A 25,368-nucleotide genomic window follows, 5' to 3' on the forward strand; every position below is an offset into this window, starting at 1 on the left:
CCCAGGTTGCCGATGATGCGGGTGATCGGGTCCCAGGACATGTCCACGATCTGCGCCGGTCTGCGCTGCCCCGCACGGGACTCGGTAGCCGTCATTGCTGCCCCTCGCTGTGCTGGTGTCGGGAGTCGTGCTGCTCGAGCGGTTCGAGCGGTTCGAGTTCGTCCGGCCTGAAGTAGTGGAAACGGCCGTACCAGGTGTGCAGTTCGGACGCCGGGTCGTCGTCGAGCGTGACGGCCAGGTGCGCGCTGCCGTCCACGTCGTGGTGGACGGCGGCGACCTCGGCGGTCCGCCCCGCCAGGAACATGTCCTGGACGTCGCTGCCCCTGGCGCGCGGGCGCAGCCGGACCCGGCTGCCGCGGCCCACCTCCACCCCGTCCACGAGCACGGTGTCGGTCGTCGGGGAGAGCCCCTCGTCCCCGCCCTCCTGCCACCAGGCGGGCCGCGGGCCGCCGGCGCCGGACGGCGCGGCCGGCCGCCCGTGTTCCGCCGCTGCGGGCGCCGCGGGCGCGGCGGGGGACAGGGAGCGGATCGCGCCGTGCAGCCGGGCGAGGATCTCGTCGGGCATGGTGTCGACCCGGTCGAGGATCTCGGCCGCCCGCGGGTCGGTGGCGCGCGCCTCGCGCTTCTCCTCGTCGGTCAGCAGCATCGTGCGCAATGTGAGGATCTCGTCGATCTCCGCCGCGTCGTGCAGGTCGCCGGGGCTCTCCGGTGCGACCTGGGGGTGGTCGGGGAGGATGATCGGCGACGACAGCATCATCTCCCCCGTGCCCGCGCTCTCCCCCGTGCCCGTGATCGCCCGCGTGCCAGAGCCGCCGGCGGCCGGGTCACCGCCGAGCACCGGGAAGGTGAACGCGTTGCGGCACTCCCGGACGTTCTCCGCCAGCTCCGCGGGCGGGTCGGTCATCGAGACGAACTCCACGTCCGTGCCGCCGATCAGCGTGTGCGTGGCGATGAGCGCCTGGCGCAGCGCCTCCTCCCGGGGCGCCGCCACCTGTGCCGCCCGGGCCGTGTTCTCGGTGCGCACCCGCAGCCGCAGCAGGTCCCGCGCGAGCCGTTCGGCGGACACCGTGGTCCGCGCCATGAGCGGTGCGCGCCGCCGTACGAGCCGCCCGGCGCCCCCGGGCAGCGGCTCGACGGTCTCCGCGGCCGCCGCCCCGACCGGGACGGAGTGCTCCCGCAGCGGCAGGTCGTCGACCGGGACGACCAGTTCCGTCTCGCACGGCACCGCCTCGTCGAAGCTGAGATGGGTGGCGCCGTCGCCCGTCCGCAGCGACTCGACCGGGCGGTACCGCCCGTCCGGGCCGGCCTGTTCCACCTGCTTGTGCAGCATGTGCAGATGGCGGACCCGCACCCGCAGCACGGCGCCCGGCCGGCGCACCCGCAGCACGCACTCGGTCTGCTGGTACCACGAGTCCGCCGACCCCGACACCCCGGCCGGCACCGGTCCGTCGCGTTCGGCCCAGTCGCGCGGCAGCAGGACCCCGAACTGCCAGCGGACCTTGTTCTTGCCCGACGAGCGGCGGTACGGATAGAGCAGATAGCCCTCGTAGAGGATCGCGTCGGCCACCGCGCCCAGCCGCTCGAACGCGGACCCCTCCGGCCCGCCCGGGCCGTCGGGTGCGGCAGCGCCGTCCAGGGCGGCGGCGCGCGGAACGCCGCCGTCGACCACAGCTTCGGGCATCCGGCCTCCTCGGATCGGATCGGCGGGTGCGCCATTCCTTCCACCACGCACACACCGCTCACGCGCCCCGCGCCCCCTGTGGCCCAGCGGCGTTGCGCCGTCCAGCGGAACGCGGGACGCGGACGCGCCCGGAGCCGGAACAGACGCAAGACTGTCGGACGGGCCTGCCCGCCACCGCCGACGACCCGGGAGGCAAGGATGCAGACCTTCCTGCCGTACGCCGATTTCACCGCGTCCGCCGAGGTGCTCGACCGCCGGCGGCTCGGCAAGCAGCGGGTGGAGGCGCTGCAGGTGCTGCGCGGCCTGACCGTCCCCGGGTACGGCTGGCGCCGGCATCCGGCGGTGCGCATGTGGGCGGGCTACGAGGAGGCGCTGGTGCGCTACGGCCTGGACGTCTGCCGCGTCTGGCGGGAGCTCGGCCATCAGGACAGCTGCGCGGCCAAGCTGGTCGCCGACCTCACCGCGTTCCGGCCGGGCACGCAGGCCGTGCGCGGGCAGCGGGAGCTGGCGGAGGCCGGCGAGCTGCCGCCCTGGCTGGGCCAGGAGGCCCTGCACCGCAGCCACCGTTCGGCGCTGGTGCGCAAGGACCCGGAGACCTACGGCCCCGTGTTCCCGGGGGTGCCGGACGACCTGCCGTACGTCTGGCCGTCCTCCGACCGCGAGGCGTGACCGCCCGCGGGGGTCCGGAGCCCGACTGCTCCGCCCCGGTCATCAGGGCGAGCGGCCCGCCGGCGTCGTCGGCGTCCACGGGGACGGGGCAACCGCCCGGGCCGCCGTCGATCACCCCCGGCGCCGGGCGGCGCGGGGCCGCCGCACCGCATGAAAATCCCTGGCCAGGGCACTGGAAGGGGGTGACGTCCGGCGTGCGAGGATCCACGGCCGACGGTGCGGGCAGGCGCACGGGAGTGCTGGCCAGGCTGGATGGCTACCAGCGACGGCATCGCTGGGCGGGCCTGCCGCTGGCCGTGATCTACAAGTTCTACGACGACCAGGCCGCCTACCTGGCCGCGCTGCTGACCTACTACGGCTTCCTGGCGCTGTTCCCGCTGCTGCTCCTCCTCGTGGCGGTGCTCAGCTCCGTCCTGAGCTCCAGTCCCGGTCTGCAACGCGCCGTGCTGAACTCGGCGCTGAGCGAGTTCCCGGTGATCGGGGACCAGATCGCCCACAACATCCACTCCTTCCACGGCAGCGCCGTCGCCGTGACGGTGGGCGTGGCGGGCAGCCTCTACGGGGCGCTCAACGTGGCGCAGGCCGCCCAGCTCGCCCTGAACAAGATCTTCGCCGTACCCCGGCACGCCCGCCCCGACCCGTTCCGCTCCCGGTGGAAGGGGCTGAAGTTCCTCGCCCTGCTCGCGATCGGCCTGTGCGTCACCACGGCCCTGTCGCTGGCCGCGGAGTCGGCGGCCGGCCTCTTCGGCGCCCGCCTCGCCGTGGGCGTGCGCGTCGTGGCCGGTGTCCTGGCCGTCCTGCTGAACGCGGCCCTGCTGGTGGCCAGTTACCACCTGCTGACCCACCGCCCGCTGCCGCTGCGCCAGGTCTACGGCGCGGCGCTGGGCGGCGCGTGCGCCTGGCAGGTGCTGCTGTGGGGCGGCACGTACTACGTCGACCACGTGCTGCGGGGCACGACGGCCACGTACGGCCTGTTCGGGATCGTGCTCGGCCTGCTGGCCTGGATCTACCTGGGCGCGCTGGTGTACCTGCTGTCCGCGGAGATCACCGCCGTGCGGTGCATGCGGCTGTGGCCGCGCAGCCTGCTCAGCCCGTTCACCGACCGGGTCCACCTCAGCCCGGGTGACCGGCGCGCCTACCGCACCTACGCGGCCACGGAGTCCTTCAAGGGCTTCGAGAAGATCACCGTGCACTTCGACCCGCCCCCGCACACCGTGGACGGCGAGAGACCCGACCAGGGGGACACGGGTCCCGGACGTCACTCCTCAGGAACACTCCCGGGCGGGCGCCGGTACGGGCCCACCGGGGCCCACGGCAGAGAAGGAGACCCCGTCATGGCCCAGCGGATCACCTGCCGGCGCGTCTATGAGGACGCCACCCCGCGGGACGGCACACGCGTCCTCGTCGACCGGGTGTGGCCGCGCGGCATGCGCAAGGAGGACGCCCACCTGGACGAGTGGCTGCGCGACGTCGCCCCGTCGACCGAACTGCGCCGCTGGTACGGCCACGAGCCGAGCCGCTTCGAGGAGTTCCGCCGCCGCTACCTCGCCGAACTGGGCGACGCCGGGCACCGGGAGGCGGCCCGCCGGCTGCGCGACCTCGCCGCCCACCAGCCGCTCACGCTGCTGACCGCCACGAAGGACCTGGACCACAGCCAGGCCGCCGTCCTGGCCGAGTGGCTGACCGGCGACGGGTCCAGCTGCGCCTGAGGACGGGTCCACCGGCGCCTGAGCGGGAAGGGGCGGAACTGGGGCAGGCCGACTGGACCGGTGCAGGTCCGGGTACCCGGACCGGCCGCCGCGCGGGAAGCCGTCCCGTCGGCCCGCGCCCAGCACGACGAGGAGCCGCCCATGCACAGCACCGCCCCCACGGCCGCGTCCCCGCACGAGCGGCGGCCGGCCGAGCGCCTGCGCGCGGCGGCCGCCGAGGTGTTCGGCTGGGAGTCGCTGCGCCCGGAGCAGCTCACGGCGATGGAGTGGGTCCTCGAGGGCCGGGACGCGCTGGTGGTCATGCCCACCGGCTCCGGCAAGTCGGCCGTCTACCAGGTGCCCGGGCTGCTGCTGTCCGGGCCGGTGGTGGTCGTCTCACCGCTGCTGGCCCTGCAGCGCGACCAGATCGCCGGGCTGCCCGGGGGCGGCCGGTCACCGGTCGCCGTCGCGGTCAACTCGGACCTCACCGCGGCCGAGGAGCGGGCCGCCTGGCGGGCCGTGACCGACGGAACGGCCCGCTTCCTCTACCTGGCGCCGGAGCAGCTGGCCAAGGACGAGTCCGTGGAGCGATTGGCCGAGGCCGGCCCGTCCCTGTTCGTGGTGGACGAGGCACAGTGCGTCTCCTCCTGGGGCCACGACTTCCGCCCCGACTACCTGCGCCTGGAGCAGGCGGTACGGCGCATGGGGCGGCCCCCGGTGCTGGCGCTGACGGCGACCGCGGCCCCGCCGGTGCGCAACGAGATCGCCGAACGGCTCGGCATGGACCGGCCGCGCGTCCTGGTCACCGGGTTCGACCGCCCCAACATCAGGCTCGAGGTCCACCGCCACCTCGACGAGGACACCCGGCGGCGCGTCGTGGTGGAGCGGGCCGCGGCCGAGCCGAAACCCGGTCTGGTCTACGCGGCGACCCGCAAGGACACCGAGCACTACGCCGCGGAGCTGGCCGCCCTCGGGTTCACGGCCGAGGCGTACCACGCGGGGCTGCGCGCCGCCGAGCGCACCCGGATCCACGAGGCGTTCCAGTCCGGCGCGGCGGACGTCGTCGTGGCCACCTCCGCGTTCGGCATGGGGATCGACAAGGAGGACGTACGGTACGTGCTGCACGCGGCGCTGCCCGGGTCGCTCGACGCCTACTACCAGGAGACCGGCCGTTGCGGCCGGGACGGCGGGGCCGCGCTCGCGGTGCTGCTCTACCGTCCCGAGGACACCGGGACGCAGACGTACTTCGCCGTCCGCACGGCGGGGCGGGACGCCTTGGCCGAGGTCGCCGGCGCCGTCCACGAGCACGGGGACGACCCAGCCGCCCTGGGCGAGCTGCGCGAGGAGACGGGCATGTCCCGCAACCGGGTCACCGCCGCCGTGAACCTGCTGGAGGAGGCGGGGACCGTCACCACGGACGAGGAGGGCGAGGTGCGCCCGGTCCCCGGCACCGCGCCCTCCACGGCGGTGCGGCGGGCGCAGCGCACGGCCGAGGCGCACCGCCGTACCGACCGGTCCCGCGTGGAGATGGCCCGCGCGTACGCCGAGACCACCGGCTGCCGGCGCCACTTCCTGCTCGGCTACTTCGGCGAGCCCTACGAGGCGCCGTGCGGCAACTGCGACACCTGCGACGCCCGGGCCGCCGAGGACGCCGCCGGGGGAGACGGCACCGTCACGAGCGGCGCGGGCGGCGCGGGCGGCGCGGCCGGACGGCCGGTTCATCCCGCCGCGGCCCGCTACCCCGTCGGCGCCCGGGTGCGGCACGGCCGGTGGGGCGAGGGCAGCGTGCTGAGCGAGGACGGCGACCGCATCACCGTCCTGTTCGACGAGGCCGGCTACCACACGCTGTCCCTGGAGGCGCTGGCCGGACGCGAGGACCTGCTCACCGTGCTGGACGGGGCGGGGGCGGGGGACGGGGAGGACCCGGCGCCCGCCTTGGACGGGGACTGAGAGGAGTCCACGGGTCCTCGGCGCGGCCGCGGTCGCACCCCGGGCCGGCTTGCAGCCGGTGCCGGGAGGCGTCGGGGCCGGTGTGGGCGTGGGAGGGGAGGTGGGCGCAGACCATACCTGCGCTTTTTCTGCCGTGGGGGCGTGACCCGGCCGCTGCGGGTACCCGGCCCGCCCGGGACGCGAGAAGTCCCGGGACGCGAGGTGATGAGGAGCGCCGAGATGGCTCCCGCGACGGATGGGACAGACGGAGCCCGAGAGACGAACCGGCCACGGGCAGCGGAGGAAAACGGGGCGTCCGAGGGGGCGCGCGTGACGAGGGCGGTCGCCCGGGGCCCGGGCCGGGGGCGGGGCAGGTCCGGCGTGCGGGCCGCCGGACGGTACGCCGGGGGCTTCGAACCCGACGACGAACCCGATCTGCTGGGGCAGTACCTGCGCCAGATCGCGGCCACCGAACTGCTGGACGCCGAGGGCGAGGTACGACTGGCCCGCCGTATCGAGGCCGGTGTCAGGGCCATGGAGGAGTTGGAGGAGCTGAAAGAGCTGGAAGAGGTGGGGGACCTGGAGGACCGGCAGGATCTGGAGGACCGGCAAGGCCTGGAAGGGCCGGGAGCCCCGGAGGACGCGGGGGGCGCGGGGGAGCGGGGCCGGCCAGGGGCGGGCGGCGGGGAGCCGCCGGCCGAGCGGCGGCGCCGGCTGGAGGCCGTCGTGCGCGACGGCCTGGCCGCCAAGGACCACATGGTCCGCGCCAACCTCCGGCTCGTGGTGGCCATGGCCAAGCGGCACGCCCACCGCGGGCTGCCGCTGCTCGACGTGATCCAGGAGGGGAATCTGGGCCTGATCAGGGCGGTGGAGAAGTTCGACCACACCAAGGGATTCAAGTTCTCCACCTATGCCACCTGGTGGATCCGGCAGGCCATCGAGCGGGGCCTGGCCACCCACGCCCGCGCGGTCCGGCTGCCGGTGCACGTGGTGGAACAGCTGCAGAAACTGGCCAAGGTCGAGCGCAAGCTGCACCTGCGTCTCGACCGCGAACCGACCGTCGAGGAGGTCGCCCGGGAAAGCGGCCTGGCCGCGGACAAGGTGAGCTGGCTGCGCCGGGTGGGCCGGCAGGTGGTCAGTCTGGACACCCCGGTGGACGACACGGGCGAGACGGTGGTGGGCGACCTGATCCCGGACACCGAGGTGCTGCAGGCGCCCGAGGTCGCCGAGTACCAGGCGCTCGCGGAGGAGCTGCGGGAGGCCGTGGACACCCTCGCGCCCCGCGAGGCCATGATCCTCAGCCTCCGCTACGGCCTGCACGACGGGCACGCGCGCACCCTGAAGGAGGTTGCGGAGCATGTGGGCCTGACCCGGGAGCGCGTGCGCCAGCTGGAGAAGCAGTCACTGGAGCGACTGCGCGAACAGGAGCCGGGGGAGCGCCTGCTGGCCTGGGCGGGCTGACACGGGTGTGCGCCCGGCGGAATCCGCCGGGCGCACACCCTCGCACCGTCGTGACCGGTCAGGCGCCGCGACCGCCGCGACCGCCCCGGCGGCCGTCACCAGCGGTACCAGCGGCCCTTCCGGCCCCCGCCGCCCGCCGGCCGCACGACGAAGCCGAGCAGCCACACCACGAGCACGACGAGCGCGATCCACCACAGGGCCTTGAGGGCGAACCCGGCGCCGAACAAGATCAGCGCGAGCAGCAGAACCAGCAGCAAAGGAACCATGGATATCAACCTCCGCTCCACCTGATGCCCGGCATTCGCAGGACAACGCCCCTGAATTCCCCGGTTTTGATGGTGTGGACGGGGGCAGACGGGGCCATCTCCCCACTCGGCGTGGCGTGCCGTGGAGGGTGGGCCGGGCGGGGAGGATGAGAGCCGGTTCCGGGCGGGGCGGGAGCCGGTACCGGGGCAAGGCGCTGACGAGACGGTTCGGAGACGGATGTGACGGTGCGTCGTATCGGCCTCGTGGTCCACGGAGGACGCGTACAGGCCGCGCAGGCCGCCGCGACGGTGCACGCCTGGAGCCGCGAGCACGGCGTGCACTGCACGGACATCGACGTGTGGCAGGACGGCGGGCGCCGCAGCGCCCGCGAGGAGGTGGCGGCGGCCGGCGACCCGGACCTGGTCGTCACCCTGGGCGGCGACGGCACCTTCCTGCGCGGCGCCCGGCTGGCCGCCGAGAACGACGCCCTCGTCCTCGGCGTCGACCTCGGCCGCGTCGGCTTCCTCACCGAGGTCGCCGCGGACGGGGTGCGCGCCGCGCTGGACGCGGTCCGGGAGGACCGCTCGACCGTGGAGAGCCGCATGATGCTCACCATGCGCGCCTCGCGCCGGCTGGAGATGCCGGCCGAGATCGGGGAACTGATGCGCTACGGCCGCGGCCCGCTGCTGCCGCCGCCGCGGGTGCGCACCGACTGCGAGGCCGGCGGGGAGTGGGGCGTCGCGCTGAACGTCACCGCCCTCAACGACGTCGTCCTCGAGAAACTGACCCGGGACCGGCAGGTGTCGGTCGGCGTCTACCTGGCCGGCCGGCTGCTGGCGTCCTACTCCGCCGACGCCCTGCTGGTCGCCACCCCGACCGGTTCGACGGCCTACAGCTTCGCCGCCGGCGGCCCGGTCGTCTCGCCCCGCACGGACGCGCTCGTCTTCACCCCCGTCGCCCCGCACATGGCGTTCAACCGCTCCGTGGTGGCCGCGCCCGACGAGCCGGTCGCCCTGCGGATCCTCGACCGCTCCGGCCAGGCCGCCGTCAGCATCGACGGCCAGCTGCGCGGAGTGCTGGACCCCGGCGACTGGATCGGCGTCTACGCGGCCCCGCGCCGGCTGCGCGCCGTCCGGATGGGACCCATGGACTTCTACGGCCGGCTGCGCGACCGCATGAACCTCACCGACGCCCCCGCCGCGGTGGCCGACGGGATGCCGGCCCCGCTGTGGCCCCACACCACCCCGCCGCCGGGAGACCTCGCGCACCTGGCCATGCCGTCCGCACCCCGGGGCGCCCCCGGACGGGCGTAGGGACGGGCGTGGCCCGGGCGCATCCGGGCGGGCGTGGGGACGGGCGTGGCCCGGCGCATCCGGGCCGGGCGCAGGGACGGGCGTCGCCCGGGCGCTGGCGCCCCTCGCCCGCGGTGGCCCACGAATTGCAGTGGGTGCGCGGTCCGGCGAATCTTGAAGCGGACCGCTCGCCCGCCGCACGGTGTTCCGCGGTTGACCGATCGACCGGTTGACCGGTGCGGGCCGGGGCACTCGGCGGTGACCAACCGGCGGACAGCGACTCCCGGAGGCTCGCGTGGCAGTGCGTCACCGTCTGATCAGGACCAGTCCGGAGGAGGTGTGGACCGTTCTCGCGGACGGCACCCGGTACGCCGAATGGGTGGTCGGCACCAGCGCCTCGCGCCCCGTGCGCGGGCAGTGGCCCGAGGTCGACTCGGCCATCGCCTACCAGATCCGGCTGGGACCCGTCAGCCTCACCAACGAGACCGTGGTACGCCGCTGCGAGGAGGGCTCCGCCCTGGAACTCGAGGCGCACGCGGGATTCCTCGGCACCGCGCGCATCGCCATCGAGTTGCGCCCGTGGGGCAGGGAACACTGCCTGGTGATCGTGGACGAGCACCCCTTGCGGGGCGCCGGCGGCATGGTGCACAACGTGGGCGTCGAGGCGCTGATCCAGATCCGGCACCGGGCCATGCTCGCCCGGCTCGCCAAGGTCTGCGAAGAGCAGGGCAGGCGGGACGGGGCCGAGGCGGCCCGCCACGAGCGGCACATCGCGGATCCGGCCGGCCGGCCCGCCGCCGGACTGCGGGAGCCGGGAGGCGGCCGTGCCTGACGCCGTGGTGATCGGGTCCGGCCCCAACGGACTGGTGGCCGCGAACGTCCTCGCCGACGCGGGCTGGAGCGTGCACGTCCTGGAGGAGCAGCCCGAACCCGGTGGCGCGGTGCGCCACGACCGGGGCGTGGACCCCGAGTTCGTCAGCGACCTCTTCAGCTCCTTCTACCCCCTCGCCGCCGCCTCCCCGATCCTGGCCGGACTGCGTCTGCAGGACCACGGGCTGCGCTGGAGCCACGCACCGCACGTGCTCGCCCATCCGCTGACCGACGGCAGGTGCGCGGTCCTCGACCGCCGGCTCGACACCACCGCCCGGTCGCTCGACGCCTTCGCCGCCGGCGACGGCGACGCCTGGCGCCATCTGCACGAGATCTGGGACCGGCTCGGCCACGACCTGCTGTCCGCCCTCTTCACGCCCTTCCCGCCGGTCGTGGCCGGCGCCAGGCTCGCCGCCCGGCTGCGGGGCACGGGCGGCCTGCGCATGGCCCGCACCCTGGTGCTGCCGGTGCGCCGCCTGGGGGAGGAGGAGTTCCGCGGCGAGGGCGGCCGGCTCCTGCTGGCCGGCAACGCCCTGCACGCGGACCTCGCCCCCGAGGCGGCGGGCAGCGGCGGCTTCGGCTGGCTGATGTCCATGCTCGGACAGTCCCACGGCTTCCCCGTCCCGGTCGGCGGCTCAGGCAGCCTCACCGCCGCCCTCGTCCGGCGGCTGAGCGCCCGCGGCGGCATCCTGCGCTGCGGGGAGCGGGTGGAGCGCGTCGTCGTGCGCGACGGGCGCGCCGTCGGCGTCCGCACGGCGGGCGGCGCGACGGTGTCCGCCCGGCGCGCCGTCCTCGCGGACGTGTCCGTGCCCGCCCTGTACGGCGAGCTCGTCGAGCCCGAGCACCTGCCCGCCCAGCTGATGGACGACCTGCGCCGCTTCCAGTGGGACTTCGCCACCTTCAAGGTCGACTGGGCGCTGGACTCCCCGGTGCCCTGGCGGACCGAGCAGGCCGCGGGGGCGGGCACCGTGCACCTGGCCGACGGGATGGACGAACTCACCCGGTTCGCCGCGCAGATCGCCATGCGGCAGGTCCCCGACCGGCCGTTCGCACTGTTCGGGCAGATGACCACCGCGGACGCCACCCGCTCGCCCCGGGGCACCGAGTCGGCCTGGGCCTACACCCACCTGCCGCGCGAGATCACGGGCGACGCGGGGGACGAGGGGCTGACCGGCGCCTGGGACACCAAGGAGCAGGAGATCATGGCCGACCGGGTCGAGCGGCAGGTCGAACGGTTCGCGCCGGGCTTCCGCGCCACCGTCCGTTCCCGGCGGATCCTCGCGCCGCCCACCCTGCAGTCCCTGAACCGCAATCTCGACGCCGGCGCCATCAACGGCGGCACCACGGCCCTCCACCAGGAACTCTTCTTCCGCCCGCTGCCCGGCACCGGGCGCCCGGAGACGCCCGTGTCCGGGCTCTTCCTCGCCTCCGCCGGCGCCCACCCCGGCGGCGGGGTGCACGGAGCGCCGGGCGCCAACGCGGCCCGCGCCGCGCTGCGCCGCCGGCTGCCCCCGGGACTGCACGCGGTCCAGCGGCTGCTGGGACGGCGCGACCGCCTGGGCCGGAAGGCCTCCCCGGCCCGCTGACCGCCCGCTGACCGCCCGGCGCCCACCGGGCGCGACGGCGGGCCGCGAGCCGGGAACGGAAGGACCGCCGCCCGCGGCACAGGCGCCGCGGCCCCGGAGCGGAGAGGGACGCGGCCCGGAGCGAAGGGACGACGCCCGTGCGCGGACGTGAACCGGGGGACGGCCCACTGCGAGGCCGCACCGTCGTGGTGACGGGAGCCGCGCGCGGGCTGGGCGCCGCACTGGCGGCGGACCTCGCCCGGCGCGGCGCCCGGCTGGCGCTGCTGGGCCACGAGCACCCCCGGCTCGAGGCGCTGGCGGCCTCCCTGCCCGTCCCCGCCCTGGCCCTGGAGGCCGATGTCACCGAGCCCGACCAACTGCAGCGGGCGGCCGACGAGATCCGCGCACGCCTGGGCCGTCCGTCCGCCGTCGTCGCCAACGCGGGGGTCGCCGAGGCGGGCCCGTTCGCCGCGACCGACCACGCCACCTTCAGCCGGGTGGTCGAGGTCAACCTGACCGGCAGCGCCCTCACCGCGCGTGTCTTCCTCCCCGACCTGCTGAGCACGGCCGGCTACTTCCTCTGCGTCGGCTCCCTCGCCTCCCTGGCAGCCGCCCCCTTGATGAGCGCCTACTCCGCCTCCAAGGCGGGCGCCGAGGCCTTCGCCCACGCCCTGCGCGCCGAGGTCGCGCACCGGGGGGTGGCCGTCGGCGTCGCCTACGCCAACTGGATCGACACCGACATGATCCGCGACGGCCGGCGGTACACGTCCCTGCGCGAGCTGCGCGCCGCACTGCCGCCGCCCGGCCGCCCGATCCGCGGTCCGGAGCAGGTCGCCGCCCGCCTCGGGGACGCCGTGGAACGGCGCAGCACCGCCGTGTACGTACCCCGGTGGCTGCGCCTGGTGCAGGCGGGCCGCGCCGCCGTGCCGGCGGTGGTGACGCGCCGTGCCCGCCGCCTGCTGCCACGCCTGGAGGCGGGCGGCCCCCTCGCTCCCTCGGGCCTGCTCGGCGCGGGCGGCCGGGCCGACGAACGCGGCCACGCGCCCCACCCGGAGCCGCCGGCGTCCGGCAGCGACGTCTGACCGGCCGTCCCCGGCTGTCCCCGGCTGTGCCTGGCTGTCCCCGGCTGTGCCTGGCTGTCCCCGGCTGTGCCTGGCCGTGCCCGGCCGTCGTCGCTGTGCCCGGCTGTGTCTGGCCGTCCCTGGCCGTGCCCGGCCGTCCCTGGCCGTGCCTTGCCGTGCCTTGCCGTCCTCGCTGTGCCCGGCGGCCCCCGGCTGTGCCTGGCCGTGCCCGGCCGTCCTCGCCGTCCCCGCTGTGCCCGGCCGGCCGTGCCCTCCACGGCCCGGGGCGGGCACCCGGCGGCACCGCGGGACGTGTGCCTGGTGGCGCGGCGCCCGCCGGGGCTGTTCGGCGGAGCTGTCCTGCGGAGCCGCTCCGCGGAGCCGCTCCGCGGGGCGGCCCGGCGCGGCGGTGACCGTTCCGCGCGGCCCGGCCGTCCGGCCCGGCGGTGGTCGGCTGGGCCCCGGGCACCCGGCCCGGCCCTGGGTACCTGGCCCGGCCCGGTGACCGGGGAGCATGCCCGCACCGGAGGGGGTCTCAGTCGTCGGTTTCGTCGGCGAGGCGGCAGGCGGCGAGGGCGGCGATGTCGTCGTCGAGGTGGCCGCCGCTGTAGGCGAGGAGGTCCGCGTGCAGCCGGTCGAGCAGCTCGCGCGGCTGCAGCGGGGCGGTCCACGACCGCACGCGGTCGACGAGCGGATAGAACTCCCCGGCGGCGTCCCGCGTCTCGGTGACGCCGTCGGTGTACAGCAGCAGCAGGTCCCCGGGGCAGAAGGGCACCACGTCCACCCGGTAGCCGTCCCCGGCGAGCGCGAACAGGTTGATGGGCGGCGCGGGATCGCTCGCGTGCAGCTCACGGCACTGCCCGCCGCCGACGAGCAGCGGCGGCGGATGACCGCAGTTGACGATGCGGACCACCTCCTCGTGGTCGGGGACCTCCGCGAACACCGCGGTGACGAACCGCTCCGCGGCCTCGCTGCCGGGCAGCTCCGCGGCATGCCGGCTCATGCTGCGCTCCAAGCGGCGGGCCAGGCCGCTCAGCTCCGGCTCGTCGTGGGCGGCCTCCCGGAAGGCGCCCAGCATCGTCGCGGCGGTCTCCACGGCGACCAGGCCCTTGCCCCGGACGTCGCCGACGAGCAGCCGTACCCCGTACGCCGTGGGCACCGCCTCGTACAGGTCGCCGCCGATGCGCGCCTCCGCCGCCGCGGAGAGGTAGAGGGTGTCCAGGGAGATCCGGCCGAGCCGGCCGGGCGTCGGCCGCAGCAGCACGCGCTGCGCGGTCTCCGCCACCGACCGCACCGTGGCCAGCGCGCGCTCGCGGCGGATCCGGTGCACCGCGAGGAGGGTGCCCAGCACGCCCACCAGGCTGGTGCAGAAGTAGTTGGCGACGTAGTGGCGGTCCCACAGGTAGCCCACGGACCGGCCCGCACAGCAAGGGGTGCCCGCCAGCACCCCCTCGAACGCCAGGGCGAACACGGCGACGGCGGCGACCACGGCCGGCCCGTGGGCGTAGGCGGCGATCAGCGGCAGGGCGATGAGCAGGAAGCTCACCGGCCACTCCACCGGCGTGATGGGCTCGATGGCCAGCACCATCGCCACGTAGAAGGCGGGCAGCCAGCGCAGCCACAGCGGCGGTGCCGGCACCTCTGGCGGCTGCCCGGCGCGCCCGGCGCCCGCGGCGCCCGTACGGCGGTTTCCTTCCCGGCCGTTGCCCGGTCGGCTCACCGCTCGCCCCGGCGGCCACGGCCGGCGGCCCGCGGCGGGGGCGGGGAGGCGGAGCGCGCGGGGGCGCGTTCCGGCCTCGTACGGCGGTCGTGGCGGAAAGCGGCAGGCGGCCTGTTCACAGGAACTCCCGGCGGACTTGATCAAGACACCAGCGTGCTGCCGCGCACCGCCCCGCCCTGACCATTGCTCCACGCACGGGCATGTCAGGAACGGGCCGGCCGGTGAGGCGGGCGATCCGGGGCAGACGGACCGCGTGATCTTGACAGCCGACCGGAAGGGCCACCCACCGCCGTGACCACGCCTGCACGCCGTCTCCGTGCCATCGGGCGCCGGAGCGGCCGGCGCGCGTTCGACCTGCGTGCCACCACAGTCTTCTTCGCCCTGCTCGCCCTGCTGTTCGTGGCGCTGGGCCTCACCGCCCGCGCGGCGGCGGCCGCCGCGGAACGGCGTCCGGCCTGGACGGCCTTCCTGTGCCTGGTCGCCGCGGCCACCGCCCTCACTGTACGGCGCGGACGCCGCCGTCACTCGGCGAGGAAGGCCGCCCGCCGGGCGGCCGCGGCACTGCAGGAGGCGACCCGGACCGCGCTGGACGCCCTGGAGACCGAGTGCGCTCCCGGGCCCGGGGCGCCGCAGGCCGGCCCGGCGGCTCCCGGGGCGGACCCGTGGGAGGCGGGCCCCGCGACCGCGGGCGCCCCGGAGGCCGGCCCCGTCGACCACGAGGCGCTGAGCCCGGAGGAGTTCGAGCAGGCGGTGGCCGCGCTGTGCGAACGCGACGGGTGCGCGCGGGTGGAGGTCGTCGGCGGGGCCGGGGACCTCGGCGCCGATGTGCTGGCCGAGACCCCGGACGGACGGCGCCTGGTCGTCCAGTGCAAGCGCTACCTCGGCACCCACCGGGTCGGCTCGGAGGAACTGCAGCGCTTCGGCGGCACCTGCTACACCGTCCACGGCGCCGACGTCGCGATCCTGGTCACGACCGGCGATGTCACCGCTCCGGCGGCGGAGTACGCCGAGCGGTGCGGGATCGTCTGCGTGGACGGGCCGGCCCTGCGCGCGTGGAGCGAGGGCTCGGCCTCGCCGCCCTGGCTCGCCGTGCCCGCCGACGGGCCGCCGCGGGAGTGCGCCGGGCAGTAGAGGCAGGGGACGGCGGACGGACGGGAGGGGACGGCGGACGGACGGGCCGGAAGGCGGACGGGCGGCGCGGAACCGCTCCGCCCGGACACAGCCGGGCCGCGCCGGGGACGCGTCCGCGCCGGCGCATGAGAAAGCCCCGGCTGGACGGGGGGTTCCAGCCGGGGCCGATCGGTGGTGGCCTGCGGAGGGCGGTCGCCTCGCGGCGATGGGCTCCATGGGGCTTCAGCCGAACGATCGTCCCCATGGGCGGAAGGTGAGGCCCGGGGACACTGTCCCCTCCGCGGCCACGTAAAGGTGAACGGTCAACCATCACCCGTTGTTCCGCGCGGACGCACCGGACGGCTGTGAGCCGTGGCACACACCGGCGGGCACGGGCACGGGCACGGGCACGGGCATGGGTGCGGGCATGGGTGCGGGTGCGGGCATGGGCGCTGGCGCGGCGGGCCGGCCGCCGTGTGTCATGCGGCCCCCTCGCCCGCCGTCGCCGCGGTCGCCCGGAGCGCGTGGTCGATGAAGTGCCGGGGCGCCGGCGGCAGCACCCGGCCGGTCTGCCAGGCGATCCCGATGTCACGGGCGCCGTGCACATCGGTGAGCTCCAGATACCGGATCGGGAAGTCCTCGGTGGCCGCCGTGTCCGGGGAGGCGGGGATCAGGGAGACGCCGAGGCCCGCCGCGACCAGACCGCGCAGGGTGTGCACCTCCTCGCCCTCGAACCCCACGTGCGGGGTGAAGCCGGCCTGGTGGCACAGGGTCTCGGTGACGCTGCGCAGCCCGTAGCCGGGCTTGAGCAGGATGAACGGCTCCTCGGCGACCTCGGCCAGCCGTACCCGGCCGCGTCCGGCCAGACGGTGCTGGGTGGGCACGGCGAGCCACAGCGGCTCGACCAGGAGCCGCCGCCAGGTGATCAGCGGATGGCCGGGGTCGCCGCTGGTGATCATGAGGTCCGCGGTGGCGTCGAGGAGGTGCTGGACCAGGCCGTTCTCCCCGTGCTGGTGCAGCTCGAAGCGGACCTGCGGATGGGTCCGGCGGAACCCGGTGACGAGTTCGGGCACCAGCCAGGTGCCCAGGGTGTGCAGGAACGCCAGGGACACCAGGCCCGCGTCGGGGTCGACCACCTCGGCCACCGCGCGGCGGCCCCGGTCGTAGCTGTCGAGGGCGGCGTCGACGTACTCCTTGAACACCCGCCCGGCCGGGGTCGGGCGCAGCAGCCGGCCGACGCGCTGGAAGAGGTCGGCGCCGACCTCTTCCTCCAGGCGGTGCAGCGCCCGTGACAGGGCGGGCTGGGTGATCCGGGCCTCGGCGGCCGCCTCGGTGACCGTCAGGCCGTCGGCCACCGCCTGGAAGGAGCGCAGTACCTGGAGATCCATCGCACTCATTCTCCCACCGCATGCAGGAGGGCGGTGCGAGGCGCCGGACGCATGGGAGCGGTCCCGGCGGCGGTCACGTTCCGCGCGCTCACCGCGTCGCAGAGCCGTTCCGCCACGCGGACGGCCTCCTCCCAGTCGGGGAGCCGGCGGCCGGGCCGCCCCGGTTCGGCCCGGGCGTGGGCGGCGGCCCGCCGTGCCTCGGCGAGCCGGTGGTAGGCGGCCCGGCGCAGCGCGTGCCGCTCGGCGGGCGCGGCCCCGGGGCCCAGGTCCCGGTACCGCAGGGCGGCCGCCACGGCGGCCTCGGTCTGCGCGGTGGCCCGGCCGGCCGCGGAGTCCGGCCACAGGGCGAAGTGGGCGACGAGGACGATGGCGGCCGCCAGCGCGGTGTCGAGGATGCGCTCCGCGTAGAGCGGCCGGTGGTCGCCCAGCATGCCGAGGAGCACGAACACCACGGCCGTCAGGCCCGTCGTGGCGACCCCGTAGTGGTGGCGCACGCCCACGGCCATCAGCGCGCCGAAGGCGGCGACGACGCCGATGAGGGCGTAGGTGTCGGTCGTCAGCAGGGCCACGGCCCCGATGGCGGCCACCCCCGCGACGGTGCCGGCGCAGCGGTGCAGGGCCCGCGTCAGGACCGGGCCGAAGTCGGGCTTGTAGACGAAGGCCACGGTCATCGGCAGCCAGTACCCGCGCGGACCGTGCAGCAGTACGGCGCAGAGCTGGGCCGCCAGCACGCAGGCGGCCAGCAGCACGGTGTAGCGCACATGGGCCGCCCGCCCGTGCCACCGCCGCTCGGGCAGCGGGGGCGCGGGCTCGTGGTCGCCCGCGACATCGCTCGTCGCGCACAGCCGGGCCAGTGCCCGCAGGCCCGGCGAACCGGCGTCGGCGAGCGCGAGCAGCCCGTCCCGGTCGGGGACACCGCTCGCGCCGCCGGGGGTGAGGGGGGTCCCGGGGGCGCCGTGCGCTCCCGGCGCGCCGAGGGCCTGGGAGGCGGCTCCCGGAGCGCCACGGGTTCCCGAGGCGCTGCGGGTTCCCGAGGCGTCCGAGGCGCTGCGGGTTACCGAGGCGGCGGGTGCGCCGGGTGTGCCCGGTGCGGCGGGTGCGGTGTTGGTGCGCGGTGCGCCCGACGCGGCCGGCAGCAGGCGCGCGGCCATCGCCAGCGGTACGTCCGTCACGGACCGGGGGAGCGGGCGGCCCTCCCACACCAGCGCCGAGGTCACCTCGCCGAGCCGGACCGCCGTGTGGAAGGCGCCGAGCAGCGCGCCGAGCCCGGTGTCCGGCCGTCCGCGGCGGCCCAGGTGACGACCCATGACCCGGTGGGCGTGGTCCAGGGCGTCGGTCAGCCGCCGGCGAGCGGCCGCGGCCGCGGGGGTGCCCGCCGCCGACAGCGCCTCGGAGGCCGCCCGGTACACGGCGCCGACGGCGGTCCGCTCGATGTGGTGCCGCCGCCACGGCCAGGGCGCGGCGGACAGGACGACGACGAGGCCGACCCCGGCCAGCAGCGCGAGCGGCGCCTGCCACCAGGGGCCCGGCACGGGGATGCCGCCGCCGATGGTGACGCCGAGCAGGAGGTGCATGCCGGACACCGACCACAGGCGGCCCCGCAGGCCCACGGCGCCCGCCAGGGCGGCGGCGACGACCAGGCAGACCGTCACCGCCGCGGGGTGACCGGAGCGCAGCGCCAGCTCACCGGCCAGCAGGCCGGTGGCGGCGGCCAGGCCCATGCAGCCCAGCCGGCGCACCCGCAGCCGGTACGGGTCCGGGCCGTCCTGGCCGACGCCCCACAGGGCGCCGATGCCGGCGATCACGGCTGGGATCACCTGCCCCGTCCACACCCCGACGAGCAGCGGCAGGGCGAGAGCGACGGCGCCCCGCGCGGGGGCCGCCGCGGCGGCCGCCACCGCCTTGTGCCGCGTCTTCATGAGGGGTCGACTCCTTCGAGGCCGGAAAACCGATGCCCCTCCAGGGTCGGCCACGCCGAACGCATGCGTCCAATGCCGGTTCGCTGTGACACCCATGCCTGTACGTCATGGAAGGACCCATGGCAGCCCTCAAAGGACCCATGGCAGCCCTCAAAGGACCCATGGCAGTCCTCAAAGGACCCATGGCAGTCCTCAAAGGACGCGTGGAAGCGCTCAATGGGAGCGCCCATGGAAGGGCTCAATGGGAGCGCCCACGGGGCCTACCTCATGGACGGCCTGGCCGCCAGCAGGGCGCCCAGCACCAGGAAGCCGGCGTCCCACCAGGCCTGGTACGGCCCCGCGTGCACATGGCGGAAACGGCCCGCGCGTCCTGTGGCCGGAACCGGCTGCCGGCCGGGCCGGCCGCGCCCCCTGTGTCTGTCCGTGTCCTGTCATCACCCCTACACTGACCCATCGCCGACATACGGGCATTGGCCATGGATACGGGCATTGGCCATGAATACAGACATTCATCTTGCATGCGGGCATTGGTCATGGGGGGAGCCGACATGTCCGCAGACGCGTACGGCACGGCGCACGGGTCCGGCACACCGCCCACACCGCCCAAGCCGCCCGGCCCGCCGGCCCCGCCGCCCCGGACGGGCTCCGCGCGCTCGCGGTGGCCCTGCTCAACCTCACCGGCCTCGGCCTCGGCCTCGGGTACGCCCTGCTGCGCCGCTGGGTCCCGGCGGCCGTCTGCTGCGCCGCGACGGCGGTTCTGCTGCTGGTGGCGCTGCCGGCCGACCCCGACGGCGTCCCGGCCGGCGTGCTCGCCGCCTACGCCGCCCTCCTGGGCGCCGCCGCCGTGCACGGCGCGCTCACCGGTCTGCGCGGACCGCTGGTGTGGCCGGGGCGCTCCCCGCTCGCCGTCCTGCTGGGGGTGCTGCTGGCTGACGGCTTACGGCGTGCCGCTTACGGCTTACGGGTTACCGATTACGGCGCCGGGCGCACCGCCCGTCACCGGTGCGCCCGGTCGGTCCCCCGTCCGTGGGACGGGCCGGTGACCCGCGCGCGCGGGGGCGGCGGGTCTGCCAGCCTTCCGGTGCCGGGCACGTCGGCCCGGCGTCACGAGGAGGTGGGCGTTGTCGGGTCATCTGGGACGAGCCGGGGGCCGGCAGGTGGTGGCGGTGCTGGCGCTGGGAGGCGGCCTGCTGCTGGGTCCGGCCCTTTCGGCCCAGGCGCACGAGGACCACGCCGCGGGCCCGGCCGACACCGGCGGACCGGCACCCACCGCGCCCGACACGGCGCAGGGCCTCGACACGGCCCGGGGCCTCGGCGGGGCGCACGCCCTGGTCCCCGTCCCGCCGCCGGGGCGCGACGACCGCCACGACGGCCGGCACAGGAGCGGACTCGCCGGCGCCGCGCGGGAGAGGACGGCCGCACCGGGCCCGGGCCGGGGCGGCCCGCAGCTCAGGGGCGCGGGATGAGACGGTCCGGGTCGCCCTCCAGCGGCACCGGGGTCAGCGTGCCGTCGACGAGGTGCCCGTCGGACAGGCACACCCCGGCCGCCCCGGGTCACGACGCGCCCCGGCCGCCCCGGGTGACGGGGCGGCCGGGGCGGGGTTCGCCGTGCGGCGCGGGTGACCGGGTCACCGGCCCGGGCCGGCGTCCTCGGGGCGGATACGGCCGCGCCAGGCCCCCGACTCGCCTCCGCGCTCCTCGATGAACTTCTTGAAGCGCTTCATGTCCCCCTTCACACGCCGGTCGATGACGCCCAGCATGTCCCCGGCCTTCTCCGCGGCCCCACTGGGCTCGACGTCCATCACGAGCTCCACCCGGGTGTGCGTGTCGTCCACCCGCTCGAAGCGGACACTGCCCTTCTGCCGGATGTCGCCGGTGGTGCTGCGCCAGGTGATGCGCTCGTCCGGCAACTGGTCGACGATCTCGGTGTCGAACTCCCGCTTGACGCCACCGATCTTGGTGGTCCAGTGGTTGTGCCGGTCGTCGAGCTGCCTGACCTCTTCGACGCCTTCCATGAAGTTCGGGAAGTCCTCGAACTGCGTCCACTGGTCGTAGGCGGTGTGAACGGGGACCTCGACCTCGACCGTTTCCTTGACCTTGCTCATCGCGCCTCCGAATGCGCTCGTCGACTGTGGCGGGCGCCGGCCCGTCACGCGGATACCGGCAGGTGGGCACGAGTACCCGCACACGGCCGGTTCCCACCCGGCTCCTCGCGCCGGGCGCGCGGCCCGGTCGCCACGCGGGACGGCACGGCAGGCGGCGGCGGGGGACCTGGGCTATGCTCGATCTTGAGCAGGACGCCGCAACTCGCGGCGCCCCGCCGTGCGTTGGTGGTCCAAGGAAAGACGCCCCGCTTCCTGCGGGGAGATGCAGGTGCAAGGCCTGCCCGACGCTCGACGACGACGGACCCCGCCCCGGAAGGGACGGGGTCCGTCGTGTTCCGCCGCCTGGACGTTGCGCCGCCCGGACGGTCAGAGGTTTCCGGTGCGGGCCTGCCGCCACAGGTCGACGCCGCCGTCGGTGGCGTACTTGTCGATCTCGGCGAGCTCCTCGGCGGTGAAGTCCGCGTTCCGCAGCGCGGCCACGTTCTGCTCCAGCTGCGCCACCCGGGAGGCGCCGATGACGAGCGAGGTGACGCGCTCGTCGCGCAGCGCCCAGGCGAGCGCCATCTGGGCCAGCGTCTGACCGCGGCGGGCCGCGATGCCGTTCAGGGCGCGCAGCCGGGTCAGCATGTCCTCGGTCAGCCAGCCGGAGTCGAACGAGGTGCCGCGCGCCGCGCGGGAGTCCCGCGGGACGCCCTCCAGGTAGCGGTCGGTCAGCAGCCCCTGGGCCAGGGCGGTGAAACCGATGACCCCGAAGCCCTCCTCCTCTGCGGCCTCCAGCAGCCCCTCGGTCTCGATCCAGCGGTTGACCATGCTGTAGGAGGGCTGGTGGATCAGCAGCGGGGTGCCCAGTTCGCGCAGGATCGCGGCGGCCTGCCGGGTGCGCTCGGCGTCGTAGGAGGAGATGCCCACGTACAGGGCCTTGCCCTGGCGGACGGCGGTGTCCAGGGCGCCCATCGTCTCCTCGAGCGGGGTGCTCGCGTCGAGCCGGTGGGAGTAGAAGATGTCGACGTACTCCAGGCCCATCCGCTTCAGCGACTGGTCCAGCGACGCCAGCAGGTACTTGCGGGAGCCGCCGCCCTGGCCGTAGGGGCCGGGCCACATGTCCCAGCCGGCCTTGGTGGAGATCACCAGCTCGTCCCGGTACGGCGCGAGGTCCTGCCGCATCAGACGGCCGAAGTTGATCTCCGCGGAGCCGTAGGGCGGGCCGTAGTTGTTCGCCAGGTCGTGGTGGGTGATGCCGAGGTCGAACGCGCGCAGGGCGATCTCGCGCTGCGTCTCGAAGGGACGGTCGTCGCCGAAGTTGTGCCAGTAGCCGAGCGACAGGACGGGCAGATCGAGCCCGGAACGGCCGGTGCGCCGGTAGCGCATGGTGCCGTCGTAGCGCTCGGGGTCCGCGACGTAGGTCATCGGGAAGTACTCCGGGTGGTGCGGTACGGGGGGTTCCGCCGGAAGCGGCGGGACCTCCCCACCTTGCTCCTCGGTGATCCGGAAGTCCAACCACCGGTTTCCATGGGATTCAGCGACGCGGCTTCTGAATACGCGGCCCGCCTCGCGCGTACGGGGCCCGGCGCGTACGGGGCTCGGCGCGTAGGAGCCCGGACGGCGTGCCCGCTGTCCCGTCATGCGACCGGAAAGGTTCACCGGTTCGCTCCGGCCGCGGCACTAGCATGGGGCGATCGGCAACCTCGCGGCGGGGGAGGCTCGGCATGCGGTGGTCCGGCGGCGGGCGCCCGCCGCGCCCGTACGGCGCCGCGGCCGTGGTGCTGCTGCTCGTCGCGGGCGCCCTGCTGTACGCCGTGCACGCCCCGGGCGGCACCGGCGCGGCGGCGGACGGGCCGCAGCGCACCGTTGTGGAGGTGTCCAGGAGCCGCTGCGGCCGCGGCTGGGACCACCCGGCGGCCGGCCTGCAGGTGTTCGCACTGCACAACACCTCCGACCGAGCGGCCGAGGTGTACCTGGAGGACCCGCGCAGCCGGGCCGTGTTCGGGGAGGCCGAGGGCATCGCCCCGGGAACGACGCGGTCGCTGACCGTACGGCTGGGCAGGGGCGTGTACGCCTTCCGGTGCGTGCCGGAGGACGCCGACGCGGTCACCGGTCCCGTCGTCCGCGTCGGCGGGGGCACGAGCGGCCCGGCCGCGGTGCCGGTCGGCGAGCCCGACCTGATCCCTCCGGCGATCTCCTACCAGAAGTGGGTGGCCCGCGGCCTGGACGAACTGGTGCGGCTGACCGGGCGGCTGCGCTCCGCCGTCGACCGCGGCGACCTCGCCGGGGCGCGTGCCGCGTGGCTGCCGGCGCATCTGCGCTACGCGCGGCTCGGCGGCGCGTACGACGCCTTCGGCGACGCCGGCGGACGGATCGACGGCACCGACGCCGGCCTGCCCCGAGGCGTCCACGACCCCTCCTTCACCGGCTTCCACCGCGTCGAGTACGGGCTGTGGCACGGCGAGCCCGCCCGCACGCTGCGCGCCCCGGCGGCGCGCCTCGCCGAGGACGTGACCGCGCTGCGCGACGCGTGGGCGCGGACCCGCATGGACCCGGCCGGGCTCGGACTGCGGGCCCACGAGATCCTGGAGGACACCGTGCGGTCCGAGCTGACCGGACGCACCGACTACGGCAGCGGCACCACTGTGGCCACCGCCCGCGCGCACCTCGACGGCACCCGGGCCGTCCTGTCCCGGCTGCGTCCACTGCTCGCCACCCGGTACCCCGGTCTGCCCGCGCTGGACCGGAGGCTGGACCGCGCCCAGGCCCTCCTGGACGGCTCCCGCCGCGGCGGGCACTGGACCCCGCTCGACCGCCTCGGCCGCAGCCGGCGGGAGAGGATCGACGCGGCCCTGGGCGACCTGCTGGAACGGCTGGCCTCGGTGGCCACCCTGTGCGACCCGCGGCGGACGGCGTGAGCCCGCACCCCCGCCCGCCCCGCGCGGACACCCCGGGCGGCGACGGCGGGACGGCCCGGCGGTCCGGGCGGATGGCGGCGGTGGACGGGACGGGCGGCGACGCCGGGACGGCCGGGCGGTCCGGGCGGACGGCGGTGGAGGGGGCGGGGCGGAAGACGGTGGGGGCGGTGGACGGGGCGGGCGGCGAGGGTGGGACGGCCGGGAGCCGGCGGCGCCGGGGCGCGGCGCAAGGCGGCGACGAGGGCGTGCGGGCCGACCCGGCGGCGGCGCCCCCCGGCGGGACGGGGCGGTCCGGTGCCGCCCACGGCGGCGCCGACACGCCCCGGCACGCCGGGGGAGTGGGGCGGCGCGGCTTTCTGCGCGGGGCCGCCCTCACGGGCGCCGGGCTCGCCACGGCCGCGGTGACCACCGCGGACACGGTGCCCGGCGCGGACGCGCCGCACGCCGCGCAGGGCGCGCACGGCGCGGGCACGGCCGGCCCGTACGGCCCGTACGGCGCCGCCGGTCCGCGCGGTGACGGGACCTGGGGAGCGGGCGCCGTACCGTTCCACGGGCCGCGCCAGTGGTCGGTGCTCGCGCCTCCGCGCCGGGTGAGCGCGTTCGCCGCCTTCGACGTCACCGCGGAGAACCGCGCCGAACTGACCGACCTCCTGCGCACCCTCACCGGCCGCGCCCGCTTCCTCACCTCCGGCGGCATCCCGCGGCCGGTGGGCATCACCGGCCCGCCGCCCGACTCCGGCGTCCTCGGCGGCCGGGTGCCCTCCGGCGCGCTGGCCGTGACGGTCGCGGTCGGCGCCGCGCTGTTCGACGACCGCTTCGGGATGGGCGCGCTGCGCCCGCGCCGGCTCACCACCATGCCGTCCTTCCCCGACGACGACCTGAGACCCGCCTGGTGCCACGGCGATCTGAGCCTGCACCTGCACGCCGACGAACCGGACACGGTCCTGCACGCGCTGCGCGACATCGCCCGGCACACGCGCGGCGGACTGCGGATCCGCTGGCGCCTGGACGGGTTCACCAGCCCGCCGCGGCCCACCGGCACCCCGCGCAACCTGCTGGGCTTCAAGGACGGCACCGCCAACCCGGACGCCGCGGACACCCGCGCGATGGACCGCCTGGTGTGGGTGGGCGGCGACAGCGGCGAGCCGGCCTGGGCGGCGGGCGGCACCTACCAGGTGGTCCGGCTGATCCGGATGCTGGTCGAGTTCTGGGACCGGGTCTCCCTCGGCGAGCAGGAGCGGATGATCGGCCGGGTCCGGGAGTCGGGCGCGCCGCTCGACGGCGACACCGAGCACGACGTGCCCCACTACGCCGACGACCCCAAGGGCGACGTCATCCCGCTGGACGCCCACATCCGGCGGGCCGGCCCGCGCACTCCCGGCACCGCCGGCCGGCGGATCCTGCGCCGCTCCTACAACTACGACCGCGGCCTGGACACCAACGGCACCCTCGACATGGGCCTCCTGTTCTGCTGCTACCAGCGCGACCTCGCCCAGCAGTTCGAGTGGATCCAGCGACGCCTGGCCGGCGAGCCGCTCACCGACTACGTCAAGCCGTTCGGCGGCGGCTACTTCTTCGTCCTGCCCGGCGTGCGCGACGCCTCCGACTGGTACGGGCGGAGCCTGCTCGGCTGAACCGCCACCGCCACCGCCACCGCCACCGCCGCCGCCACCGCGACCACCGCCACCGGCGCCGCGCCCGCCCGCCGGGTCAACACACGGTCAAGAATGGGCACCGCTTCCCTGACGGAACGTCAATTCCTCG

The 25,368-nt window shown here is 76.0% G+C and carries 18 protein-coding genes and 2 pseudogenes; 13 read left to right on the plus strand and 7 right to left on the minus strand.

The genetic code is table 11. The features are described from left to right. Nucleotides 1–91: 91 nt before the first annotated feature. Nucleotides 92–1,681 carry a hypothetical protein gene (locus ACI2LW_RS32085; protein ID WP_404734782.1) on the minus strand — a complete coding sequence of 530 codons (1,590 nt, stop codon included), beginning with the start codon at nt 1,679–1,681 and terminating at the stop codon, nt 92–94. Between the two features lie 198 nt (nt 1,682–1,879). Here ACI2LW_RS32085 and ACI2LW_RS32090 point away from each other — a divergent pair, with 198 nt between their 5' ends. The 5 genes and pseudogenes from ACI2LW_RS32090 to ACI2LW_RS32110 form a co-directional block, all read left to right on the plus strand. Further along, nucleotides 1,880–2,350, plus strand: coding sequence for an MSMEG_6728 family protein (locus ACI2LW_RS32090; protein WP_404734783.1), 471 nt, complete (start codon nt 1,880–1,882; stop codon nt 2,348–2,350). 296 nt (nt 2,351–2,646) lie between these two features. Beyond that, nucleotides 2,647–3,345, plus strand: a pseudogene (locus ACI2LW_RS32095) (YhjD/YihY/BrkB family envelope integrity protein); the annotation flags it as partial. 339 nt (nt 3,346–3,684) lie between these two features. Continuing rightward, a complete protein-coding gene (locus tag ACI2LW_RS32100) occupies nt 3,685–4,059 on the plus strand; it encodes a DUF488 domain-containing protein (RefSeq protein WP_404734807.1) in 375 nt (124 codons plus the stop codon). A gap of 141 nt (nt 4,060–4,200) precedes the next feature. Continuing rightward, nucleotides 4,201–5,988, plus strand: a complete 1,788-nt coding sequence (locus ACI2LW_RS32105; protein WP_404734784.1) for a RecQ family ATP-dependent DNA helicase — start codon at nt 4,201–4,203, stop codon at nt 5,986–5,988. Nucleotides 5,989–6,381: 393 nt separating this feature from the next. Beyond that, nucleotides 6,382–7,428 (plus strand): annotated as a pseudogene (locus ACI2LW_RS32110) (RNA polymerase sigma factor RpoD/SigA); the annotation flags it as partial. Between the two features lie 95 nt (nt 7,429–7,523). On the opposite strand, the gene ACI2LW_RS32115 reads toward ACI2LW_RS32110, so the two are convergent. Beyond that, the gene (locus tag ACI2LW_RS32115) at nt 7,524–7,694 is read right to left on the minus strand and encodes a hydrophobic protein (protein WP_404734785.1); all 171 of its coding nucleotides are present in this window, start codon (nt 7,692–7,694) and stop codon (nt 7,524–7,526) included. Nucleotides 7,695–7,913: 219 nt separating this feature from the next. On the opposite strand from ACI2LW_RS32115, the gene ACI2LW_RS32120 reads away from it, so the two are divergent. From ACI2LW_RS32120 to ACI2LW_RS32135, 4 genes are all read left to right on the plus strand, one after another. After that, nucleotides 7,914–8,987: an NAD(+)/NADH kinase gene (locus ACI2LW_RS32120; RefSeq protein ID WP_404734786.1), complete on the plus strand. Its 1,074-nt coding sequence runs from the start codon at nt 7,914–7,916 to the stop codon at nt 8,985–8,987. A 274-nt stretch (nt 8,988–9,261) separates the two neighbouring features. Further along, the gene (locus tag ACI2LW_RS32125) at nt 9,262–9,798 is read left to right on the plus strand and encodes an SRPBCC family protein (protein ID WP_404734787.1); all 537 of its coding nucleotides are present in this window, start codon (nt 9,262–9,264) and stop codon (nt 9,796–9,798) included. Continuing rightward, nucleotides 9,791–11,422: a phytoene desaturase family protein gene (locus ACI2LW_RS32130; RefSeq protein WP_404734788.1), complete on the plus strand. Its 1,632-nt coding sequence runs from the start codon at nt 9,791–9,793 to the stop codon at nt 11,420–11,422. Before ACI2LW_RS32125 ends, ACI2LW_RS32130 begins: the two co-directional genes overlap by 8 nt. A 137-nt stretch (nt 11,423–11,559) precedes the next feature. Continuing rightward, the gene (locus tag ACI2LW_RS32135; RefSeq protein ID WP_404734789.1) at nt 11,560–12,483 is read left to right on the plus strand and encodes a short-chain dehydrogenase/reductase; all 924 of its coding nucleotides are present in this window, start codon (nt 11,560–11,562) and stop codon (nt 12,481–12,483) included. 514 nt (nt 12,484–12,997) lie between these two features. On the opposite strand, the gene ACI2LW_RS32140 is transcribed toward ACI2LW_RS32135, so the two are convergent. After that, the gene (locus ACI2LW_RS32140; RefSeq protein ID WP_404734790.1) at nt 12,998–14,101 is read right to left on the minus strand and encodes a PP2C family protein-serine/threonine phosphatase; all 1,104 of its coding nucleotides are present in this window, start codon (nt 14,099–14,101) and stop codon (nt 12,998–13,000) included. 372 nt (nt 14,102–14,473) lie between these two features. On the opposite strand from ACI2LW_RS32140, the gene ACI2LW_RS32145 reads away from it, so the two are divergent. Beyond that, a complete protein-coding gene (locus ACI2LW_RS32145; protein ID WP_404734791.1) occupies nt 14,474–15,313 on the plus strand; it encodes a restriction endonuclease in 840 nt (279 codons plus the stop codon). Nucleotides 15,314–15,771: 458 nt separating this feature from the next. Here the strand turns inward: ACI2LW_RS32145 and ACI2LW_RS32150 are convergent, their stop codons facing one another. Both ACI2LW_RS32150 and ACI2LW_RS32155 read right to left on the minus strand, forming a co-directional pair. Further along, nucleotides 15,772–16,680: a LysR family transcriptional regulator gene (locus ACI2LW_RS32150; protein ID WP_404734792.1), complete on the minus strand. Its 909-nt coding sequence runs from the start codon at nt 16,678–16,680 to the stop codon at nt 15,772–15,774. A 5-nt stretch (nt 16,681–16,685) separates the two neighbouring features. Then, nucleotides 16,686–18,599: an FUSC family protein gene (locus tag ACI2LW_RS32155; RefSeq protein WP_404734793.1), complete on the minus strand. Its 1,914-nt coding sequence runs from the start codon at nt 18,597–18,599 to the stop codon at nt 16,686–16,688. Between the two features lie 1,121 nt (nt 18,600–19,720). On the opposite strand from ACI2LW_RS32155, the gene ACI2LW_RS32160 reads away from it, so the two are divergent. Continuing rightward, nucleotides 19,721–20,065, plus strand: a complete 345-nt coding sequence (locus ACI2LW_RS32160) for a hypothetical protein (protein WP_404734794.1) — start codon at nt 19,721–19,723, stop codon at nt 20,063–20,065. A 162-nt stretch (nt 20,066–20,227) separates the two neighbouring features. Here the strand turns inward: ACI2LW_RS32160 and ACI2LW_RS32165 are convergent, their stop codons facing one another. Together ACI2LW_RS32165 and mgrA are read right to left on the minus strand one after the other, a co-directional pair. Next, nucleotides 20,228–20,704, minus strand: a complete 477-nt coding sequence (locus tag ACI2LW_RS32165; protein WP_404734795.1) for an SRPBCC family protein — start codon at nt 20,702–20,704, stop codon at nt 20,228–20,230. Nucleotides 20,705–21,070: 366 nt separating this feature from the next. Continuing rightward, complete coding sequence (gene mgrA / locus ACI2LW_RS32170) at nt 21,071–22,111, minus strand: L-glyceraldehyde 3-phosphate reductase (RefSeq protein ID WP_404734796.1); 1,041 nt, start codon at nt 22,109–22,111, stop codon at nt 21,071–21,073. A gap of 299 nt (nt 22,112–22,410) precedes the next feature. On the opposite strand from mgrA, the gene ACI2LW_RS32175 reads away from it, so the two are divergent. Both ACI2LW_RS32175 and ACI2LW_RS32180 read left to right on the plus strand, forming a co-directional pair. Next, nucleotides 22,411–23,604, plus strand: a complete 1,194-nt coding sequence (locus tag ACI2LW_RS32175) for an EfeM/EfeO family lipoprotein (protein ID WP_404734797.1) — start codon at nt 22,411–22,413, stop codon at nt 23,602–23,604. Between the two features lie 338 nt (nt 23,605–23,942). After that, nucleotides 23,943–25,238 (plus strand): Dyp-type peroxidase, encoded by a 1,296-nt coding sequence (locus tag ACI2LW_RS32180; RefSeq protein WP_404734808.1) that lies wholly within the window; start codon nt 23,943–23,945, stop codon nt 25,236–25,238. Nucleotides 25,239–25,368 lie beyond the last annotated feature (130 nt).

The organism is Streptomyces sp. NPDC004065 (genome assembly GCF_044903565.1).
Classification (GTDB): Bacteria; Actinomycetota; Actinomycetes; order Streptomycetales; family Streptomycetaceae; genus Streptomyces.

What these genes read in the sequence shown, in the direction of transcription:
- ACI2LW_RS32085 (WP_404734782.1), bottom strand. Translation starts at nt 1,681, where the DNA reads ATGCCCGAAGCTGTGGTCGACGGCGGCGTTCCGCGCGCCGCCGCCCTG.
- ACI2LW_RS32090 (WP_404734783.1), top strand. Translation starts at nt 1,880, where the DNA reads ATGCAGACCTTCCTGCCGTACGCCGATTTCACCGCGTCCGCCGAGGTG.
- ACI2LW_RS32100 (WP_404734807.1), top strand. Translation starts at nt 3,685, where the DNA reads ATGGCCCAGCGGATCACCTGCCGGCGCGTCTATGAGGACGCCACCCCG.
- ACI2LW_RS32105 (WP_404734784.1), top strand. Translation starts at nt 4,201, where the DNA reads ATGCACAGCACCGCCCCCACGGCCGCGTCCCCGCACGAGCGGCGGCCG.
- ACI2LW_RS32115 (WP_404734785.1), bottom strand. Translation starts at nt 7,694, where the DNA reads ATGGTTCCTTTGCTGCTGGTTCTGCTGCTCGCGCTGATCTTGTTCGGC.
- ACI2LW_RS32150 (WP_404734792.1), bottom strand. Translation starts at nt 16,680, where the DNA reads ATGGATCTCCAGGTACTGCGCTCCTTCCAGGCGGTGGCCGACGGCCTG.
- ACI2LW_RS32155 (WP_404734793.1), bottom strand. Translation starts at nt 18,599, where the DNA reads ATGAAGACGCGGCACAAGGCGGTGGCGGCCGCCGCGGCGGCCCCCGCG.
- ACI2LW_RS32165 (WP_404734795.1), bottom strand. Translation starts at nt 20,704, where the DNA reads ATGAGCAAGGTCAAGGAAACGGTCGAGGTCGAGGTCCCCGTTCACACC.
- mgrA (WP_404734796.1), bottom strand. Translation starts at nt 22,111, where the DNA reads ATGACCTACGTCGCGGACCCCGAGCGCTACGACGGCACCATGCGCTAC.
- ACI2LW_RS32175 (WP_404734797.1), top strand. Translation starts at nt 22,411, where the DNA reads ATGCGGTGGTCCGGCGGCGGGCGCCCGCCGCGCCCGTACGGCGCCGCG.